Origin of the sequence: Acinetobacter sp. CIP 53.82, assembly GCF_000369465.1 — a bacterium.
GTDB lineage: Bacteria > Pseudomonadota > Gammaproteobacteria > Pseudomonadales > Moraxellaceae > Acinetobacter > Acinetobacter indicus.
Genome location: NZ_KB850045.1, coordinates 35,117 through 54,072, shown reverse-complemented (window position 1 = coordinate 54,072; position 18,956 = coordinate 35,117). Strand labels below are relative to the sequence as shown.

The window sequence follows — 18,956 nt, the reverse complement described above, 5'->3', positions numbered from 1 at the left end:
TACGTGGTTTGAAAAAATTACCGGATTCCGATACATCTATATTTACATTCTTTGATTTCATCTTATGATGATGAGTGACAATTTATTCCCCACACATAAATGGAATTATGTGGTTATTGATACAAGGTTTTATACAACGATGAAAAAACTGATTTTGGCAAGTCTGGTTGCCCTTTCGACTCAATTTACCCTCGCCAACAGCAATAACAGTATTCCGACCGATCCGGCTTTCGCCAAAATTGAAGCCATGGTCAAAGCCAACAACCTGAGCGGTGCCTATCAGGAATTAGACAAACTGGCCAAAACCGGTAATCCGCAAGCGATTTATAATCTGGGTTATTTGACCCAAACCGGCCAAGGTACGGCCAAAAATGAAAAGAAAGCCATCGAGCTATATGAGCAGGCCGCGAAAAAAGGCTATCCGGTGGCGAATTATGTACTCGGTAAAAACCATCTGACCGGCACTTTGGGTCTAAAACAGGATACCAATAAAGCCAAACAGTATCTGCAAAAAGCTTCATCACAAGGCTTTCATGATGCCACCATTGATTTAGCGGTGGTGTATTTCTCTGAAAACAAAGCCGATTCAGATAAAAAAGGCCTGCAATTACTGGAACCCCTCATTAAAAAAGGCAACAATCAGGCCATTCATGCCAAAGCCTTATATGACATTAGCCTGGGCTTTAAAAACAAAAATGAAGCACCCATTCAGCAAGGCTTAAAGAGCATTCAGGATTTAGCACAAAAAGGCTATATTCCAGCGCTGATGGCGGTTGGCAATATGTTTACCAATGGCAACATCGTGCCGCAAAACCTGCCGGAAGCGAAAAAGATTTTCTCTGCCCTAGCCAAGGAAAATGTCCCGCAAGCCAAAGAATCGCTGGCTGTGGTGGACAAGATGATTGCCGATCAAGCCAAGAATCCACCAAAAGCAGCAGCCAAGAAAAGCTAATGCGCCTGACCGAAAAAAGCCCGATGACCGGGCTTTTTTATTTGGGATACATAAAGATTTAAAGAAAATGCGATGACTGACTTAACCAGAAAGCCACTCCGATTAAACCCAGGACCGTACTCATAATTAAAGGCTGGAATGCCTGTTCATTCAGGCCATAATTCTGGCCAAAAATCCCAAAGGCCACAGGCATCGGCAATGCCGCCAGCAACGTACCAACAAACAGCATTTCTGAGCTGACATTGGGCAAACTCCACAACAAGGTGAAAATAACCAGCGGCATCAGCAGGACTTTCATCCCGACCAGCAGCACACTTTGCAGATTGACCGAATGCAGGCGCATTCCGACCAGACTGCCGCCAATCACAAATAAAGCCAACGGCGATGCAGTTTTGCCGAGCATCTCCAGAATCTGATTGATGCTGTCCGGTAGTTTTAAATTGAGCAAGACACAGGCCATCCCGGCAATAATCGACAGAATCACCGGATTTTTTAGCAAACTTTTTAAGGTTTTCAGATATAACGCCGAAAGATGATGGTTTTGCTTTTGCAAACCGGCTTCGGCCAGAAACAGCACCATCGCCACAATAATCAGGTTTTCAATAATTAGAGTTAATGACAGATAAATGGCGGAATGACTGCCAATCAGCAGGGTTAAAATAGCCGTGCCAATAAAGCCGGTATTGGACATCGACGCGCCCATCGACAGCACACTGGCGTGGGTCAGGCTATGCCGGAAATAGGTTTTATAAATGACTAACGCCAGAAAAAACAGGATCAGCGAGCCCAGCCCATAACCAATAAAATAACCCGGATGCCAGATTTCAGCCAGATCTTTACTGGCCAGGGCATACAGTAAAAAGGCTGGCAGTGAAACCTTCATCACAAACTGGCTCAGGGCCTGAATATGCGTGGCCGCCAGAAAATTAGTACGTACGCTGCTATAGCCCAGCGCCAGTACTGCCACCAAGGGCAGTAAAATATTCAGCAACAAAAGTGCCTTCCTTCTCTAGAGCGAGATCTAAAACGCATCATCCCTGATACTGCTGTTGCTTATTCCTGAACAGGAAATGGATGGAACAAATCTTTTAAACCATGCGGCTGACAGCGCAAGTATTGCGGCGCGATGGCAATCTGCCCGCCCAGTTCAGCGGCGGCATGCCACGGCCAACGTGGATCATAAAGCATCGCTCGTGCCAGTCCAATGGCATCTGCATACTGATTTTGCAGAATTTCTTCAGCCTGCACCGCTTCGGTAATCAGGCCCACTGAAATCACCGGAATACGGTGCACCGCCTGTTTAATGGCATGAGCAAAAGGCACCTGATAGCTTGGCCCAATCTCGATACTCTGCTGGGCATGCAGACCGGCACTAGACACATGAATATAGGCCGCGCCTAGCTGTTCCAGCGCTTTGGCTACCCCGACCGTAGACTGGATATTCCAGCCGCCCTGCGCATCCATCCAGTCGGTAGCAGACAGACGCACCCCAATCGGATAACCTTCTGGCACCACCTGTTTCATGGCCTGGAATACCTCCAGGGTTAAACGAATCCGGTTTTCAAAACTGCCGCCATATTCATCATCGCGGACATTGGATAATGGCGACATAAACTGATGTAGCAGATAGCCATGGGCAGCATGAATTTCAATTAAATCAAAGCCAGCATCCACTGCACGCACCGCAGCACTGGCAAAGTCGGCAATTACCTGTTCAATTTCATTCAGACTTAGTGCATGGGGGGCATGATCGGTCGGGTTAAACGGCAAATTACTGGCCGATACTGTTTGCCAGCCTTGGGCATGATCCGGCGCAAACTGATCCTTGCCCAGCCACGGTTTATCGGTAGATGCCTTACGTCCGGCATGCGCCAGCTGCACTGCAAATGGCATTGGTGACAAGGTTTTGACTTTGGCCAGCAAGGCTTTCATCTGCGCACGCTGCAAATCATTCCACAGGCCTAAATCGGCATAGCTGATCCGCCCTTCTGGCTGTACCGCCGTGGCTTCAATAATACATAAACCGGCACCCGACAAGGCATAGTTAGCCCATTGCTGCTCATGCCAATAGCTGAGCTCGCCTTTATCATTGGCCGAATATTGACACATGGGGGCAATAATAATTCTGTTGTCTAATTCAAGCGTGCCAAAACGGATAGGTTCAAATAATAATGCCATGGGGCGATCCTGCCTTATGATTTTCATGAAAATTATTCTAACCGAGATAGACGGCCGAATTGGCTAAAAGCTGTTTATTTTTACCGCTTTATGTAACCGAATTAAACTGTGGTGTTGATCAAAATACGCTGTGTTTTTGTCAGCCCGATGACAGCCATTTTTTTGCACGATCGCTCACACTTCAGACGCAGCACGACAGGCCTGTTCCAACCGGTTTAAATAGGCGGCAAAGCCATCACTGACCCGGCTGTCCAGACGACTGCTGGTGGTGACCCGTACCTGGTTGCTCCAGACAATCGGCAGATTTAAGCACTGCATCTGCTCGACCAGCTGCACATCTTCATGACAGCTGCTGGCCTGAAAACCACCGGCTTTTAAATAGGCCGCAGCAGAAAAACTGAGATTGGCCCCATGCACATGCCGATGGTCCATTTTATCCTGATAATGGCGCAGATATTTCTGCCGGGCGGCCGCAGATAAAGGCGACCAGTCTTTAATTTCAACCACGCCACAAATCAGTGCTGCCGGCTGATGGGCATATTGTGCAGATAACCACTGCGCATCAACCTGGGTATCGGCATCGGTACAGGCAATCCAGTCAGCACCTTTGGCAATCATGGCGCGCACGCCCAAATCCCGTGCCTTACCAACACAGCGTACTTCACAACACAAGTAGTCGATTCCGGCCTGTTGTACAATTTCAACAGACTGATCATCACAACTGTCCAGCACCACCAGCACCTTTACTTCAGACACAACGGGCGGTAATTGTGCAATGGCCTGCTGAATAGCCGCCAGACAGGCGCCCAGCGTTTCGGCTTCGTTATAGGCAGGCACCACCACCGCCATCCTCATATCAGTCCCTCCCGCGCAGCCACAGATTGTGCATCTTGAGTCCAGAGGTCGAGCAGAAAATCCGGATCATTCATCTGTAAATAATGATGCAGCACCAAGTGTTGCCTTAAACAGGCATGTACCTGATCGCCATTCAGCTCAAAGCCTACAATTGGGTAACGCCAGTGACAGGCCAGCAGCGTACCATCTGCACTCAAACACTGCTGCAGCTGCTGCATCAGCTGCGCTAATTCGGCCGGACGCAGGTAATAGGCCACTTCACTGAGAATAATCAGATCAAATAGACTATCATTTTCCAGCGCCAGATGGGTTTCAGGGACACGTTGTTGCCGCACCTGCACATGCGCAAACCTCGCCAGACGGGCCTGTGCCAGTTCAACCGCACGACGGTTGGCATCTACACAAATGAGCTGCTGACAACGCGGAGCCAGCAATTCACTGAAGATGCCATTGCTGCAGCCAATTTCCAGTACCCGCTGAAACCGCGCCTGCGGCAAGGCCGCCAGACACAGCTGCCGTTTACGCTGCTCATACCAGCGCTGCTGATAGTGCCAGGGATCATCATTGTCCTGATACAGCTGGTCAAAATAGTCATCCGTGTTCAGTCGCATCAATATAGACCTCGTACGGGATTAAGAGTCGTGAAATGGTTTTTGCCGATAAAATTGGCGGCTGGTGAATAGTGTCATCAGCCTCGATCTGAGTTTTAAAACACTGAATCGCCTGCTGTTTTAAAGCCAGCTGCTGTGCAGTTAAACGGAGTTTTCGTGCCTGCGCCCAGGGAATCCGTGCATCTGCCGGTATGGCCCAATGCCAGGCCCAAATCAGCACCTGATAACAGCGCTGCCGGTGCTGTCTGGCCCAATGCTGCACCACCCGTCCGGTGGCTTCATGATCGGGATGGCCATCTTGAGCGAAGGTGGTCACCAGAATATCCTCAGGCTGCACCCAGTTTTGTAGCTGCTGCAACAGTTCGGATTCAGCCTGCATCACCTGGCCATCTGCAATGTTCAGGGCAATGCGCTGGACCTTATGTTCCAGTCCCAGCACCGCCAAGGCATTCAGACTTTCTTGTGGCCGCAGCACATTCAGCTGCTCAACGCTATAACGTTTTGACCGAGGATGGCTGCCGGTACCATTGGTTACTGCAACCAGCAGCAGTTCACGCCCTGCCGCGGCCAGTTGCTGCATCAGACCCGCACAACCGAGAATTTCATCATCGGGATGTGGCGCGAAAATTAGTACCCGGCCACGCTCAGGAAAGTGCTGCGTCAGATTCAAATCCGGCAGCCCGGTCAGTCCGGACCAATTGAGCCACTGCGCCTGATCAGTACCGCTACCATAGATTTTCCGGTCACCGACTACCGGATCGATCAGAGTTGCCATGTTTGCCCCTCCTGTAGCGATAAGCGGCCAATTGCAGCCAGATCAAAAGCAGCATGACTCTGGCGCAAAAATACCGGCAAGTCGGCAGCCAACCGGGCAAAATGTGCCTGCTCGCAAAAAGGTCGTGCGCCTAGCGCTTTTCCGACCTTTTCCAGTACCAATAGCGCAGTATCCTCAACTTGGGCGCGTAACATCCGGATGATCAGTTCATGGCTATGTGCCGGCGCTGCATCTATCTGGGCAGCCACATGGGTAAAAAACTGTCGTGTCACGGCCAGTCGGGTACTGACTTCGCCCAAATACAATTCATGATAGGCATGGGTTTTCTGCTGCACATGCTGCTGTAAATATTCAGCCAGACGTACTGTAGCACCATACCAGCAGGCCGCAACACCGGCTGCACCATGCCAGAAGCCCGGCCGATTCAGATAATCTCCGGGTTGTGCAATGCGTGTGGCTGGAGTGTGCTGAAAATGAACAGTTGCTGTGGCCGTCTGCTGCATACCGATGGCTTGCCAACTGCTATCATCTACTTGGATTGAAGGCTGCTGCATCTCGACCATCAATAATTGTGACTGGCCATCTGCACCGCGATAAGTCATTAAACCAAAATCCACCGCATATGCCGCCGAGCACCAAGCCTTATAACCGGAACAATAGCCCTGCTCATACTGTACAGGTTGTGGATGGCCTTCCGCGGCCCAGACTGCCCACCAGCCCGCCGGAACGGACTGAATCTGTAGTTCGTTTAAAATACTCAGCGCATCGAAATGTGATTCCAGCCATTTCACCAAAGTTAAATCGGTGGCCGCAACTTTGGCCAGCAGTTGCCAGCGCAGCAGGGTTTGCCCCCTGCCCGGATGAGGAAATTCAGGTGATACTGCCAGCAAACGGCGTAGTGTGGTGACGTAATCTTCGGCGGTAGGCGCTGTCTGCTGTTCAAATTCAGCCAGAATCTGGTCCATAGTGGTTCTATATTCCAAATATATAATTGTTCTCAATCTATCCGGTTGTCATCATTGCCAGCACAGTGACCACAAGCGGGCATGAGTAGCCAAACTTGCAGTCACGGTACGGCGATGTTGATGTTTTTAACTGATGACCCTGTTTAGATTTAGCACGTGGCTGGGCAGATAAATATTGAAAATTGTTAACGTATTAGTGAATCACCGGCGAGACCTGGGCGCGAAGCGGCATCTTGTAGTGATACAGGAAGCTGTTATGGCGCAGATCATTTAAGAAAGTAGTACGCCAGTCGGCAATATCAAATTTTTTCAGACCATCCATTAAGCGACTGTAACGCTGTATCCGCTCTGCTCGCGGCATCTTCAGTGCCTGTTTCAGGGCTCGCGTCATGGCCTCGCGGTCATGTGGATTCACAATCAGCGCATCCGGCATCTGGTCTGCGGCACCGGCTTTATCGGACAAAATCAGCACGCCCGGATCATTGGCATCCTGAGCGGCAATATATTCTTTAGCCACCAAATTCATACCGTCTTTTAAAGAAGTGACCCAGCAAATATCCGACTGGCGGTAAATTTTCATCAGCACTTCATGTGCCAAGGTCTGATGACTGCAATTCACCGGCAACCAGTCTGCTGTAGCATATTGGCTGTTAATGGCGGCAATCTGGTCTTCTAAACGCTGGTACAGGCGCTGATAGGCGGGAATATCCATGCGGCATGGACAGGCAATTTGCAGGTCCACCACCTGCTGGTGATATTCAGGATAAGAAGCCAGGAAATGGGCAAAAGCATCAAAACGTTCTAGCAACCCTTTGGAATAATCAATCCGGTCAACGCCGATAATAGTTTTTTGTTGGGCCAGGGAGTCAAAATCAAAGATATCTTGGGCGCTCGTTAAGGGCTGAGCGGCCGCGTGCTGGATGAGGTCTGGATTCACCCCAATGGGGTAACTCTTCATCATGGTCAGCTTATTCTGATAACGCAGGATATAAGGATGAATTTCCTCACCACTGAGCATGGTCTGGCAAATGCGCATACATTGCTGCTGATCGCGCTGGGTTTGCAGTCCAACTACATCATATTCACAGAGGTCTTGCAGTAAACGTGATGCCACCGGAATTTCCCGCCACACCGCTTCATGGGCAAAAGGAATATGCAGGAAAAAACCAATCTTGTTATGCATGCCTAACTGGCGGCAATGCCGGGCGATACTGAAAAAATGATAGTCATGCACCCAGATCACATCATCCGGCTCAGCAATCGCCTGTAGCTGTTCGGCAAACATGCGATTGACTTCCTGATAAGTCAGATATTCGTCTGTGGAGTATTCAATTAAATCGCTGCGATCATGCATGGCCGGCCACAAGGCATTGTTGGCAAAGCCACAGTAATATTGCTGGTACTGCTGTTCAGTTAAGGGGCTGGTCAGATATTCCACACCCTGATGCTGCACCGAGTCGAATTTCAGCTGGGAAAATTGCTCGACTCTTTCACCATTCCAGCCCACCCAGACCCCGCCAATATCATGCAGTGCATCTTGCATGGCCACCGCCAGACCACCTGCGGCTTTTTTTTCAGGATTCGGTAAACTGACCCGATTGGATAACACGATTAGCTTTGACATTTTTACCCTCACATCCTCTTTTGATGGTCATTGCTCCTGTTTCGCAATGTATTTTTATTAAATGCAGCAACTCCGCCACGGCTTGGGTATTGGCCAGCCGATAGTGGGCCTGTGTCTCGCCTTCACCGACTTTAATACTCAAACCCTGATGCTGATTGACCACGGCAAATCCATCTTCATCCGTCACATCATCACCAATAAAAATGGGAAAAGTGCTGTTTTCTGGCATTGCTTCCAGTAAGCGACTAATTGCAAAACCTTTACTCGCTTGCTGAGGCAAAAGCTCGACCACACACTTGCCCTGCTTGAGCTTAAGTTGAGGATAACGCACTTGCAGCACCGCCATAATCTGCTGTGCAACCGGCGCAAGCTCTGGATATTCCCGGTAGTGCAGGGCTACCGAAAACTGCTTATCCTCAATACGTAAATTCGGGTAGGCGCGACAGGCCTGACTCAGGTCTGCCCGGAGCTGCTTATAATTAATATGACTTAAATCAAGTTGTAATTTCTTTGTACTATTCCACCAAATTTGTAATCCATGTAACTCGGCAATCGGCAGCGGTAACTGCTGTAACAGCTGTCTGGCCATCTCAATGGAGCGGCCAGTGACCACACTCACCGGAATTCCCAGCTGCAGTAATTCGGCCAGAGTGTTTAAAGTCGAGGTAGGAATAAAACTGTGCTGCGGGTCAAGCTGAAAATCGGCCAGGGTACCGTCTAAATCGAGAAACAGACTTAATTGACGTTGCTGCTGCTGACAGATCTCGATGATGTGTTGCGGCGTATGCATATTGCTCCTCATCTGGATAACTCATTTTTGTTTTGCCCTATCTTGGCGTTTTTTTATGGGCGGCATGTGATTTTCAACATTAATGATGTGCAGGCTTACATTTTTTTACCTGGACGCTGAATCGCTTTTATTTTTCTGTGAATGTTCAGTTTGAGCCGCAAGACTGATCCGGCTGCGCGGTACGGCAATTCACTTTATAATGCAGCCTTGCTCTGTCTTGTATTTTTCAAGATTCAACCCGATATTAGCTGCATCCTCATGCCGAAGCCTGCCCATGCCTGAATTACCTGAAGTTGAAACCACCAAAACCAGTTTATTACCGCTGCTAGAACAGCGTGTGCACGCCGTGCAGGTACGCCAGTCCAGCTTACGCTGGCCAATTCCAGACGATCTACACAAACTGGTCGGGCAAAAACTACTGAACCTGACCCGTCGCTCCAAATATATTCTGGCCCAGTTTGAACAGGACAGCATGCTGTGGCATCTGGGCATGTCCGGCAGCTTCCGCCTATGTGAGCCCGAGGCCGAACTGCGCAAACATGACCATCTGATTATCCAGTTTGATGATATTCAGCTGCGCTACCACGACCCGCGCCGTTTTGGCTGCATTCTCTGGCTAGATGAAAACTCGCAAAGCAAACTGATTGATACGCTCGGGCCTGAACCTTTAAGTGATGCTTTCAATGCTCACTATCTGGCCGATAAACTGAAAAACAAAAATGTCGGCATTAAAATTGCAATCATGGATAACCATGTGGTGGTGGGCGTGGGCAATATTTACGCCACAGAAAGTCTGTTTAATCTGGGCATTCACCCGGCACAACCGGCGTCGAGCTTAAGTCTGGAACAGATTGACAAACTAACTGTGGAGATCAAGCGGATTTTAAAACAGGCCATTGATTTGGGTGGATCGACCTTACGCGACTATAGCAATGCCATGGGCGAAAATGGCTATTTTCAGCAAACCCTGCTGGCCTATGGTCGTGCCGGTGAAATGTGTGTCAACTGTGAAACCACACTGGAAAATCTCAAGCTTGGTCAGCGCGCCTCAGTGTTTTGCCCGGAGTGCCAACCGCTGAAGAAAGTCAAACTGGCTCATCCTAAAGCCAGCAAGCCGAAACATACAGCGAGGTAATACCCATGAAAACGGCCATCGTCCGTCATATTCTGGTAAAAGATAAAGATACTGCCGAGCAGCTGAAAAAGAAGCTGCAAGCAGGTGCAGACTTTGCCAAAATTGCCAAACAGTATTCCACCTGCAACTCAGCCAAACGTGGCGGCGAACTCGGTGAAGTGAAAAAAGGCCAACTGGTCCCAGTGATTGATAAACTGGTCTTTACGGCTGCTGAACGGGTGTTGCATGGTCCGGTCAAAAGCCAGTTTGGTTTTCATTTGGTGGAAATTAAATTCCGGATGGATTTTTAATCCCTCTAAATCCCCCTTTAGCAAAGAGGGACTTCTCCTCTCTTTATTAAAGGGAGGTTGGGAGGGATTCTATAAAAAAACGGCGCCTTTGCGCCATTTTCTTTTGCTTTCAATTACGCCTGCGGACGTTTTTTCAATTCGTCACGAATTTCACGCAGTAATTCGATATCTTCTGGAGTTGCTGCCGGTTCTGGCTCTGCTTCCTGCTTACGGCGCATTTTGTTCATCAGTTTCACCAACCAGAACACCACCCAGGCCAATAACAGGAAGTTAATGAAGATGGTCAGGAAATTACCATAATGGAAAATGTTCAGACCGGCTTCCTGGGCAGCAGCCAAGGTTTGGACATTGTTCGGGTTATCACCCAGAATCAGGAATTTATTGGTGAAATCGACATCACCACCTAAAATCCATGAAATCAGCGGCATGATCACATCTTTTACCAGTGAATCAATAATCTTACCGAATGCACCACCAATGATGACACCGACTGCCAGGTCCATCATGTTGCCTTTAATAGCAAACTCTCTAAATTCTTTTAAAATGCTCATATGCTCTCCAGAATATATCTTTATTTATGTGATGAAGTATACATAATTACTAGGATTTGATTTCTGCTTAATGTACGCTTTTTTCAATTATTTCCAAGTAGTTTTAGAACATTTAATACAAAAAAAACCGCCAAGTGGACCTGGCGGTTTTTTTTTTCGTCTTAATTTTTAAAATTAAGATTTGTTACGCTTACGTTCGTTTTCAGTCAGGTAACGCTTACGGATACGGATTGACTTCGGCGTTACTTCAACCAGCTCGTCGTCTTCAATGAATTCAAGTGCTTGTTCAAGTGTGAATTCAATTGCAGGAACCAGAGTTAACGCATCATCCGTACCAGATGCACGTACGTTGGTTAACTGTTTCGCTTTGGTTGGGTTCACCACCATATCGTCTGAACGAGAGTTAATACCCACGATCATACCTTCGTAAACTTCTAACTGAGGTTTAGCGAATAGACGGCCACGGTCTTGCAAGCTGAACAGTGCATAGCCCAAGCAAGTCCCTTGAACCATAGAAATCAGTACACCGTTTTGACGTTTTGCTACAGAACCCTGTTTCATTGGACCGTAGTGCGAGAAGCTAGAGGTCATGATACCGGTACCAGACGTCATGGTCATGAATTCAGAACGGAAACCAATCAGGCCACGTGAAGGAACAGTTGCTTCAATACGGATACGGCCTTTACCGTCCACTTCCATATTGGTCATCTCACCTTTACGGTTACCCATTTGTTCCATCACAGCGCCTTGGTGCTGTTCTTCAACGTCAAACGTTACGTTTTCGTACGGTTCTTGCATTTCGCCATCAATCTCTTTCAAGATCACTTGCGGACGAGATACACCCATCTCGAAACCTTCACGACGCATGTTTTCAATCAGAACTGAAAGATGAAGTTCACCACGGCCAGACACTTTGAAACGGTCAGGACTGTCAGTATCTTCAACGCGCAGTGCAACGTTGTGAATCAATTCGCGGTCTAGACGTTCACGGATGTTACGTGAGGTCACGAACTTACCTTCTTTACCCGCGAACGGCGAGTTGTTGACCTGGAATGTCATCGATACGGTTGGTTCGTCTACAGAAAGCGGTGGTAATGCTTCAACATTTTTCGGATCACAGATGGTGTCAGAAATATGCAGCTCGTCCATACCGGTTACACATACGATGTCACCCGCAGATGCAGAATCTACATCAATACGCTCTAAACCGTGGTAACCCATGATTTTTAAGATACGGCCGTTACGTGTTTTACCATCTTTGTCGATGACAGTTACAGGTGTGTTCAGTTTTACAGAACCACGCTGGATACGACCAACACCGATTACACCCACGAAGCTGTTATAGTCCAGTGAAGACACTTGCATCTGGAATGGACCATCAACGTCAACTGCTGGTGGTTCAACGATGTCTACGATGGTTTCAAACAACGGTGTCATATCTTCAGCCAGTTCTTCTGGAGATGGACCTGCAACACCACGTAAACCAGACGCATATACCACCGGGAAGTCTAGCTGTTCGTCAGTACCACCCAGGTTGTCGAACAAATCGAATACCTGGTCAATCACCCAGTCAGGACGCGCGTTTGGCTTGTCGACCTTATTGATGATCACGATTGGCTTCAAACCACGTGCGAACGCTTTTTGCGTTACGAAACGGGTTTGTGGCATTGGACCTTCTTGTGAGTCAACCAGAAGAAGTACGCAATCCACCATCGACATGACACGTTCAACTTCACCACCGAAGTCGGCGTGTCCCGGGGTATCCACGATGTTGATACGGTATTCAGTATCGGTACGTTTATCTAACCATTTGATTGCAGTGTTTTTTGCAAGAATGGTAATACCACGTTCACTTTCAATAGCGCCTGAATCCATGACACGCTCAATCTCGCCCGCTCGTTCACCGAGAGCACCTGATTGTTGTAAAAGTTTATCTACAAGAGTGGTTTTACCGTGGTCAACGTGCGCGATAATCGCGATGTTGCGGAGAGTTTTAATATCTGACATGTAAATTCGATACGCTTTAAATTTGAGGGCAAATTATACAGAAAAATACTCTCATTTAGTAGTGACACTTTATTGACAATCGAACTTTTTTCGACAGAAGCGACGATTTAAAGTTTGTAAAGACGTGTAACTCGATTAGAATACCGCCACCTAGCCTAATTTGCTTTTGACTTATGTCTGAATTTAATTCATCTCCTGATCAAAAACCGCAACTGGATTTGGTCTATGGTCTGAATGACCGTCCTAAACCATTTATTGCTTTTCTTGCTGCCTTCCAACACTTATTGGCCATTATTGTCCCGATTGTGACACCAGGTCTGTTGATCTGTCTGGCCTTGGGCGTTTCCAAAGAAGACACCAATATGATTTTATCGATGTCTTTGGTGATTTCAGGGATTGCAACCTTCCTGCAAGCTAAAAAAGTAGGTCCTTTTGGTGCCGGACTGTTAATTGTTCAGGGCACCAGCTTTAACTTTATTGGCCCAATCATCGGGATTGGTTCTGCAATGGTCGCAGCAGGTACACCAGTTGAGTCGGTTATGGCTGCTATTTTTGGTGTGGTGATTGCCGGTTCATTTATCGAGATGGGTGTTTCACAAATTCTGCCATGGGTTAAAAAACTGATTACCCCGCTGGTAACCGGGATTGTGGTCCTGCTGATTGGTTTAACCTTAATTAAAGAAGGTTTAATCAGTATGGGTGGCGGTTATCAGGCCATGTCGGACAAGACTTTCGCCAATGCCGATAACCTGATCATGTCTTGTACCGTTCTGGCTTTAATCATTATCCTGAACCGGATTAATGTGACCTGGATTAAAAGCTCCGCCATCCTGATTGCCCTGATCGTGGGTTATATTGTGGCTGGCTTTATGGGTCATTTGGACTTCTCTGGTCTACAGGAAGCGCCACTGGTACAAGTGCCAACACCAATGCACTTTGGTCTAGAATTCTCCTGGAGCCTGTTCATTCCAATGGCCTTTATTTACCTGGTTACGTCGTTAGAAGCGATTGGTGACATCACCGCAACCTCTAAACTGTCGAACCAGCCCGTGGATGGTCCAAAATGGATGCAGCGTATTAAAGGTGGTGTGCTGGTCAATGGTGCCAACTCATTCCTGGCCGGTATCTTCAACACCTTCCCAAGTTCGGTATTTGCACAAAACAACGGTGTGATTCAGTTAACCGGTGTGGCTAGCCGTTATGTGGGAATCTGGATTGCCGCGATGCTGGTGATTTTAGGCCTATTACCTGCTGTTGCGGGCGTGATTCAGGCTGTGCCTCAAGCCGTTCTGGGTGGTGCAGTGATGGTCATGTTTGGTGCGGTAGCCGCATCGGGAATTAATATTTTATCGGGTATTCATCTGGACCGTCGTGCCCTGCTGATCATTGCCATTTCTCTGGCGCTCGGTTTAGGCGTTGCGCAAGTGCCACAAATTCTGGAACATCTGCCAGAATTATTCCGTAATATCTTTAGCTCAGGTGTTGCGACCGGCGGTATTGCAGCACTGATTCTGAATATTGTATTACCTGAAACCAAGAAGTAATTTCATGTCCAGAAAACACTGTCTGAGCAGGACTTGGACAGTGTTTTTCTATTGGAGAGCGACTCATGGATGCTAAAAGCGAAGTGCTATTACGACAATATGATTATTTATCAGGTCGTGTGTTACTGATCAATGCGCCTACAGACCAGCTGTTCGCTGAATTCGGTGAATCGGTCCAGCCTTTTTTCTGGACATGGAATTTTAACGATTACCACTATTTCCAGAACCAGACTGCCCCCGTTCATTTTGGTGCCGACTTTCCAGAAGGCGAATTTGATCAGGCGATTATTTTTGTGCCGAAATCCAAAGAACTGCTGAATTATGTGCTGCACAATGTTGCCGCCCATCTGCAAACCAGCAGTAGTGTTTTTCTGGTCGGTGAGAAAAAAGGCGGCGTCGAACGTGCAGCCAAACAGTTACAGCCTTATGGTAAAGCCTTAAAACTCGACAGTGCCCGTCATTGCCAACTCTGGCAATTAACACTAGACTGCAGCGTCGAGAAAAAAGCACTGGCCAACTGGGCGCAGCGTTATACTGTAGCGACGCCAAAAGGCGATCTACAGATTTGTGCCCTGCCAGGTGTGTTCAGCCAGAACCGTCTTGATGTCGGTACAGCGGTCTTCCTGCCATATTTAAGCCAGGTGCCATCGGGTAAAATTGCCGATTTTGGTTGTGGCGCCGGCATTATCAGTGCCTATCTGGCCAAGCTGAATCCAGATAACCGTATCTTCGCGCTGGATGTAGATGCTTTTGCACTCGCTTCAACCCAAATGACTTTTGAGCACAACCAGCTCAATCCGCAGCAGCTTGAGATTAAAGCCGTCAGTGGCATTGAAGATGCACCGCTGTTTTTGCATGCCATTGTCAGCAATCCGCCTTTTCATCAGGGGATTCAGACCGACTATGATGCCAGCGAAAAACTGTGTAAAACTGCGCGCCGCCACCTGAAATCGGGTGGTGAACTGTGGATTGTGGCCAACCGCTTTTTAAATTATCCCCTGTTGATTGAACAGAGTTTTGGCCAGTGTACGGTCAAGGCAGATCAACAAGGTTTTAAAGTGCTATTCGCGAGCACTCAAAAAAATGTTAAGGAAGTATGATGAGCGAAACTCAACACAGCCGACAGCTGCAGCGTAAGCTCGGTGCTCGCCACTTAAATATGATCGCCATTGGCGGATCGATCGGGACCGGTTTATTCCTGGCCTCCGGTGCGACCATTGCCAATGCCGGTCCGGGTGGTGCATTACTGGCCTATGCCCTGATTGGCGTCATGATCTATTTCTTGATGACCAGCTTGGGCGAATTGGCGACCCACAATCCGACCTCAGGTGCATTCTTTACCTATGGCAGCAAATATGTTGAAGGTGGTTTTGGTTTCGCGCTAGGCTGGAACTACTGGTATAACTGGGCCATTACCGTGGCATTTGAACTGGTTGCGGTACAGTTCATCATGAAGTTCTGGTTCCCGGATATTCCCGGTTTCTACTGGAGTGCCCTGTTCCTGACCGTGGTGTTTGCGATTAATGCCCTGACAGTCAAAGGCTTTGGTGAGTCCGAGTTCTTCTTCTCTTTAGTCAAAGTGCTTGCGATTATCATCTTTATTATTATTGGTCTGGTCATGATCGCCAAGATCATGATGACCCCGGATGTTGCAACTTTTGGTAACTGGAGCCAAGGTGAAGCACCCTTTGTCGGTGGTTTATCAGCCCTGATTGGTGTGGCGATGATTGCCGGTTTCTCCTTCCAGGGCACAGAAATGGTCGGCGTGGCTGCAGGTGAATCCAAAGATCCACAGAAAACTATTCCGATTGCAATCAAACAGATTTTCTGGCGTATCCTGTTGTTCTATATCGTGTGTATTTTCATTATCGGCACCCTGATTGCCTATGATGATCCACGATTACTGCAGGCCGCTGCAACAGATGATGTGGCACTGTCACCGTTTACCTTACTGTATGAACAGGCCGGTTTTGCCTTTGCAGCCAGCGTCATGAATGCAGTCATTCTAACGGCGATCCTGTCTGCGGGTAACTCAGGCATGTATTCATCTACGCGTATGCTGTTTGATATGGCACGTAAAGGCAGTGCACCAAAAGCCTTTGCCCGCCTTGATCCACGTGGCGTACCGATGAATGCGCTGTATGCCACTACAGCCATTGCTGCATTATGTTTCTTGACCACCTTTATTGGTGAAGAACAGGTCTTTAACTGGCTACTAAATATGTCAGGCATGTGTGGCTTTATTGTCTGGCTGGGTATTGCGGTTTCTCATTATCGTTTCCGCAAAGGCTATCTTGCTCAGGGCTATAAACTTGAAGATCTGGCGTATCGTGCCAAGTTCTTCCCGTTCGCACCATGGTTTGCCTTCACTTTATGTGCGATTGTCGTCTTGGGTCAGAACTATCAGGCGGTACTTGATGGTGAGTGGCTGGCTGTGCTTTCCACCTATATCGGGATTTTATTGTTCCTGGCCATCTGGTTAGGCTATAAATGGAAATACAAAACCAAGCTGATTCCTTATCAGCAGATGGATGTCCAGCCGATGAAGATCGACCGTGAATAATTGATTCAGCTTTCTTTAAAAGCACTCAACAAAAAAGCAGTCCAAGTGACTGCTTTTTTTATGATCTCGATAAATGTGGCTTAGCTATAACGCATCACAAAATTTCGGTCATCAATCACAATGGCCTGACGGCAAATGCCCTCTGCCTGACGCTGCTGCTCGAAAACCTGTGCTGGCATTGCATCAAAGCTGTCAAAGAAACAGACCTCTTCTGCATCCATCGAATAGATTAAGGAATGATTCCCCACGCCTTCTAGTGTGTCATAGAACACTATCACAAAGCGGCCCTGCTCAACACATGTCTGCAAAGCGCTATAGCTGAGTGCCGGCTGTAGCGGAATCTGTAATTGCTGCGCTTCCTGATAACACAGCACTTCCGTCGGGTGCTGGTGCGGATCAGGATCAGTATGAAAACTCACCTCAAGCCCGAGCTTTTTCAACCCCACTGCTAGCGCAATTCCGAAAGTGCCATCTTCGTTATTATGTCGGCACAGCTGGACCAGATCGGCAATTTCCAGATCAATCCCATAGTGCTGAAAAATCTTCCAAATAGCAAAAATACCACCATTGGCTTCAAGTTGAAGGAGTTGATCCGGAATTTCTGTGCTCATAATCCATCTTACCCAGACTGCGGGATTTTTAAGGCAATAAAATTCCATTATAAAAAAAAACGACTCCGAAGAGTCGTTTTTTCTAAGGTCTACTCAAATTATTGAGCAGCTGCTTCTGGTTGTACAGTAACTGTACGGCTACCAGTGATTGTCGCGAATACACGACGGTTCATAGCACGACCTTCTTTGGTGTTGTTGTCAGCAATCGGTTGATCCCAAGCGAAACCTTGAGTTGACAGACGAGCTGGGTCAACGTTGTATTCGTTTACAAGTGAAGATTTCACAGAGTTCGCACGAGCTAAAGATAAACGTTCGTTCAGTGCACGTGGACCAGTGTTGTCTGTGTGACCTTCGATACGCGCTGTTGCGTTTGGATATTCAACCAGTTTTTCAGCAACTTTAGCGATTTCTGGCTTGTATTGATCTTTGATGTTTGATTTGTTGGTATCAAAGAATACGCGAAGTTCCATGTTCAGGTCTTCAGTCAACTCTTGTGGAGCTGGTTGAACTGGAGCAACTGGCTCAACTGGAGCAACTTCTACTACTGGAGCAGCTGGTTTCAAACGGCCGCCAAGAACAACGTTCAGACCTGCTAAAGCAGTGTAGTTCCAGAAGTCTTCATCGATGTTATAAGTAGCACGAGCTTCAGTACGCAGCGCTAATGCATCGTTTAAGTGCCAGAATGCACCTAGACCCGCATTACCTAAAGTACCTTCTTCTTTAAGACCACGACCTTCACGACCTAAATCGTTGTCAAACTCGTATTTGTAGTGACCAGCACCTAACAATACATATGGCTTAACTTTGCTGTCATAGTTTTTAGTGATCAAATCAGAAGTCGCATAGAAGTTACCATTGATTTGAGTTTGCTTATATTCAGCGCCAGCTTGTTCAGCCATATCACCTTTCACTTGGTTATATTCAGCTTCAAAACCTAACCAAGGAGTCAGTTCAACACCCAATGCAGCACCAACAAATAAATCATCTTCCATTTCAGCAGATGAAGTTAGGTGTTCAGAACCATTGTTGTGTTTAGTGTCTTGGAAAGTGTAACCAAGCATTAATGGAGTAACAGTTACGCCTGCGTTTGCAGCTGCTAAAGGCGCAGCTACGAGCATTGCCAATGCAATACGACTCATTTTCATGGATTTATCCTCCAGAGATAACAAATTGTTGTTCAAGCTCAAGCCTAAAGTTTTGGCTATCCTGAGATAGGCTTTTTTTACCCCAGTTTTCTTTTTAAGCTAGTCACTTTGAATCATACAAACACTTTATTCTTTTTCCAAGTGCTTGATAATTTTAATCAAGTAAATTATTGACAAAATTACTTACAATTTCCGTTGTAATTCGGTAAATTTTTACTCAATTTTTTATTGTGGATAGCTTATTGTCACTTCCACTTTATTTTAGCAGCTTTATAGAAAGATGCGTAAAAATAATGACAACCTAGAAAAATATTACAAAACAATATTTTGTATTACAGAAACATAATAAAAATATAAAGA

General features: G+C 47.3%; 18 protein-coding genes. 6 read left to right on the top strand and 12 right to left on the bottom strand.

What is annotated here, in order from left to right; translation table 11 throughout:
- Window positions 1-139 precede the first annotated feature (139 nt).
- Window positions 140-952 carry a tetratricopeptide repeat protein gene (locus tag F905_RS00730; protein WP_005175859.1) on the top strand — a complete coding sequence of 271 codons (813 nt, stop codon included), beginning with the start codon at window positions 140-142 and terminating at the stop codon, window positions 950-952.
- Between the two features lie 58 nt (window positions 953-1,010).
- Here F905_RS00730 and F905_RS00725 read toward each other — a convergent pair whose 3' ends face one another.
- The 8 genes from F905_RS00725 to otsB all read right to left on the bottom strand — a co-directional run bounded on the left by F905_RS00725 (window position 1,011) and on the right by otsB (window position 8,750).
- On the bottom strand, window positions 1,011-1,946 hold the full coding sequence (locus F905_RS00725) for an AEC family transporter (protein WP_005175855.1): 936 nt from the start codon (window positions 1,944-1,946) through the stop codon (window positions 1,011-1,013).
- A 59-nt stretch (window positions 1,947-2,005) separates the two neighbouring features.
- Window positions 2,006-3,130 (bottom strand): NADH:flavin oxidoreductase/NADH oxidase, encoded by a 1,125-nt coding sequence (locus F905_RS00720; protein WP_005175853.1) that lies wholly within the window; start codon window positions 3,128-3,130, stop codon window positions 2,006-2,008.
- 174 nt (window positions 3,131-3,304) lie between these two features.
- Window positions 3,305-3,985, bottom strand: a complete 681-nt coding sequence (locus tag F905_RS00715) for a glycosyltransferase family 2 protein (protein WP_005175848.1) — start codon at window positions 3,983-3,985, stop codon at window positions 3,305-3,307.
- Window positions 3,982-4,596 (bottom strand): SAM-dependent methyltransferase, encoded by a 615-nt coding sequence (locus F905_RS00710; protein WP_005175845.1) that lies wholly within the window; start codon window positions 4,594-4,596, stop codon window positions 3,982-3,984. The genes F905_RS00715 and F905_RS00710 overlap by 4 nt, the downstream gene beginning before the upstream one ends.
- On the bottom strand, window positions 4,577-5,371 hold the full coding sequence (locus F905_RS00705; RefSeq protein ID WP_005175842.1) for a PIG-L deacetylase family protein: 795 nt from the start codon (window positions 5,369-5,371) through the stop codon (window positions 4,577-4,579). The genes F905_RS00710 and F905_RS00705 overlap by 20 nt, the downstream gene beginning before the upstream one ends.
- On the bottom strand, window positions 5,359-6,336 hold the full coding sequence (locus F905_RS00700; protein WP_005175840.1) for a hypothetical protein: 978 nt from the start codon (window positions 6,334-6,336) through the stop codon (window positions 5,359-5,361). Before F905_RS00700 ends, F905_RS00705 begins: the two co-directional genes overlap by 13 nt.
- A gap of 193 nt (window positions 6,337-6,529) precedes the next feature.
- The gene (locus tag F905_RS00695) at window positions 6,530-7,960 is read right to left on the bottom strand and encodes an alpha,alpha-trehalose-phosphate synthase (UDP-forming) (RefSeq protein ID WP_005175837.1); all 1,431 of its coding nucleotides are present in this window, start codon (window positions 7,958-7,960) and stop codon (window positions 6,530-6,532) included.
- Window positions 7,911-8,750 (bottom strand): trehalose-phosphatase, encoded by an 840-nt coding sequence (otsB, locus tag F905_RS00690; protein WP_005175835.1) that lies wholly within the window; start codon window positions 8,748-8,750, stop codon window positions 7,911-7,913. Before otsB ends, F905_RS00695 begins: the two co-directional genes overlap by 50 nt.
- 274 nt (window positions 8,751-9,024) lie before the next feature.
- Here otsB and mutM point away from each other — a divergent pair, with 274 nt between their 5' ends.
- Both mutM and F905_RS00680 read left to right on the top strand, forming a co-directional pair.
- On the top strand, window positions 9,025-9,885 hold the full coding sequence (gene mutM, locus F905_RS00685; protein WP_005175833.1) for a bifunctional DNA-formamidopyrimidine glycosylase/DNA-(apurinic or apyrimidinic site) lyase: 861 nt from the start codon (window positions 9,025-9,027) through the stop codon (window positions 9,883-9,885).
- Between the two features lie 5 nt (window positions 9,886-9,890).
- On the top strand, window positions 9,891-10,175 hold the full coding sequence (locus F905_RS00680) for a peptidylprolyl isomerase (RefSeq protein ID WP_005175832.1): 285 nt from the start codon (window positions 9,891-9,893) through the stop codon (window positions 10,173-10,175).
- 113 nt (window positions 10,176-10,288) lie between these two features.
- On the opposite strand, the gene mscL is transcribed toward F905_RS00680, so the two are convergent.
- Both mscL and typA read right to left on the bottom strand, forming a co-directional pair.
- Complete coding sequence (gene mscL / locus F905_RS00675) at window positions 10,289-10,726, bottom strand: large conductance mechanosensitive channel protein MscL (RefSeq protein ID WP_005175830.1); 438 nt, start codon at window positions 10,724-10,726, stop codon at window positions 10,289-10,291.
- A gap of 174 nt (window positions 10,727-10,900) precedes the next feature.
- Window positions 10,901-12,733 carry a translational GTPase TypA gene (gene typA, locus F905_RS00670; protein ID WP_005175828.1) on the bottom strand — a complete coding sequence of 611 codons (1,833 nt, stop codon included), beginning with the start codon at window positions 12,731-12,733 and terminating at the stop codon, window positions 10,901-10,903.
- Window positions 12,734-12,906: 173 nt separating this feature from the next.
- Here typA and F905_RS00665 point away from each other — a divergent pair, with 173 nt between their 5' ends.
- From F905_RS00665 to F905_RS00655, 3 genes are all read left to right on the top strand, one after another.
- Window positions 12,907-14,277: a uracil-xanthine permease family protein gene (locus tag F905_RS00665; protein WP_005175824.1), complete on the top strand. Its 1,371-nt coding sequence runs from the start codon at window positions 12,907-12,909 to the stop codon at window positions 14,275-14,277.
- Window positions 14,278-14,342: 65 nt separating this feature from the next.
- Complete coding sequence (locus F905_RS00660) at window positions 14,343-15,377, top strand: class I SAM-dependent methyltransferase (protein ID WP_005175821.1); 1,035 nt, start codon at window positions 14,343-14,345, stop codon at window positions 15,375-15,377.
- On the top strand, window positions 15,377-16,840 hold the full coding sequence (locus tag F905_RS00655) for an amino acid permease (protein WP_005175817.1): 1,464 nt from the start codon (window positions 15,377-15,379) through the stop codon (window positions 16,838-16,840). Before F905_RS00660 ends, F905_RS00655 begins: the two co-directional genes overlap by 1 nt.
- Before the next feature lie 80 nt (window positions 16,841-16,920).
- Here the strand turns inward: F905_RS00655 and F905_RS00650 are convergent, their stop codons facing one another.
- Both F905_RS00650 and omp38 read right to left on the bottom strand, forming a co-directional pair.
- Window positions 16,921-17,451, bottom strand: a complete 531-nt coding sequence (locus F905_RS00650) for a hypothetical protein (protein WP_034597369.1) — start codon at window positions 17,449-17,451, stop codon at window positions 16,921-16,923.
- A gap of 98 nt (window positions 17,452-17,549) precedes the next feature.
- On the bottom strand, window positions 17,550-18,596 hold the full coding sequence (gene omp38, locus F905_RS00645; RefSeq protein ID WP_005175810.1) for an outer membrane protein Omp38: 1,047 nt from the start codon (window positions 18,594-18,596) through the stop codon (window positions 17,550-17,552).
- Between the last annotated feature and the right edge of the window lie 360 nt (window positions 18,597-18,956).

Excerpts from the sequence above, each read along its gene's own strand:
- F905_RS00680 (WP_005175832.1), top strand. The coding sequence starts at position 9,891 with ATGAAAACGGCCATCGTCCGTCATATTCTGGTAAAAGATAAAGATACT.
- omp38 (WP_005175810.1), bottom strand. The coding sequence starts at position 18,596 with ATGAAAATGAGTCGTATTGCATTGGCAATGCTCGTAGCTGCGCCTTTA.
- F905_RS00710 (WP_005175845.1), bottom strand. The coding sequence starts at position 4,596 with ATGCGACTGAACACGGATGACTATTTTGACCAGCTGTATCAGGACAAT.
- mutM (WP_005175833.1), top strand. The coding sequence starts at position 9,025 with ATGCCTGAATTACCTGAAGTTGAAACCACCAAAACCAGTTTATTACCG.
- otsB (WP_005175835.1), bottom strand. The coding sequence starts at position 8,750 with ATGCATACGCCGCAACACATCATCGAGATCTGTCAGCAGCAGCAACGT.
- F905_RS00730 (WP_005175859.1), top strand. The coding sequence starts at position 140 with ATGAAAAAACTGATTTTGGCAAGTCTGGTTGCCCTTTCGACTCAATTT.
- F905_RS00660 (WP_005175821.1), top strand. The coding sequence starts at position 14,343 with ATGGATGCTAAAAGCGAAGTGCTATTACGACAATATGATTATTTATCA.
- F905_RS00700 (WP_005175840.1), bottom strand. The coding sequence starts at position 6,336 with ATGGACCAGATTCTGGCTGAATTTGAACAGCAGACAGCGCCTACCGCC.
- mscL (WP_005175830.1), bottom strand. The coding sequence starts at position 10,726 with ATGAGCATTTTAAAAGAATTTAGAGAGTTTGCTATTAAAGGCAACATG.
- F905_RS00705 (WP_005175842.1), bottom strand. The coding sequence starts at position 5,371 with ATGGCAACTCTGATCGATCCGGTAGTCGGTGACCGGAAAATCTATGGT.
- F905_RS00650 (WP_034597369.1), bottom strand. The coding sequence starts at position 17,451 with ATGAGCACAGAAATTCCGGATCAACTCCTTCAACTTGAAGCCAATGGT.
- F905_RS00655 (WP_005175817.1), top strand. The coding sequence starts at position 15,377 with ATGAGCGAAACTCAACACAGCCGACAGCTGCAGCGTAAGCTCGGTGCT.
- typA (WP_005175828.1), bottom strand. The coding sequence starts at position 12,733 with ATGTCAGATATTAAAACTCTCCGCAACATCGCGATTATCGCGCACGTT.
- F905_RS00715 (WP_005175848.1), bottom strand. The coding sequence starts at position 3,985 with ATGAGGATGGCGGTGGTGGTGCCTGCCTATAACGAAGCCGAAACGCTG.
- F905_RS00720 (WP_005175853.1), bottom strand. The coding sequence starts at position 3,130 with ATGGCATTATTATTTGAACCTATCCGTTTTGGCACGCTTGAATTAGAC.
- F905_RS00695 (WP_005175837.1), bottom strand. The coding sequence starts at position 7,960 with ATGTCAAAGCTAATCGTGTTATCCAATCGGGTCAGTTTACCGAATCCT.
- F905_RS00665 (WP_005175824.1), top strand. The coding sequence starts at position 12,907 with ATGTCTGAATTTAATTCATCTCCTGATCAAAAACCGCAACTGGATTTG.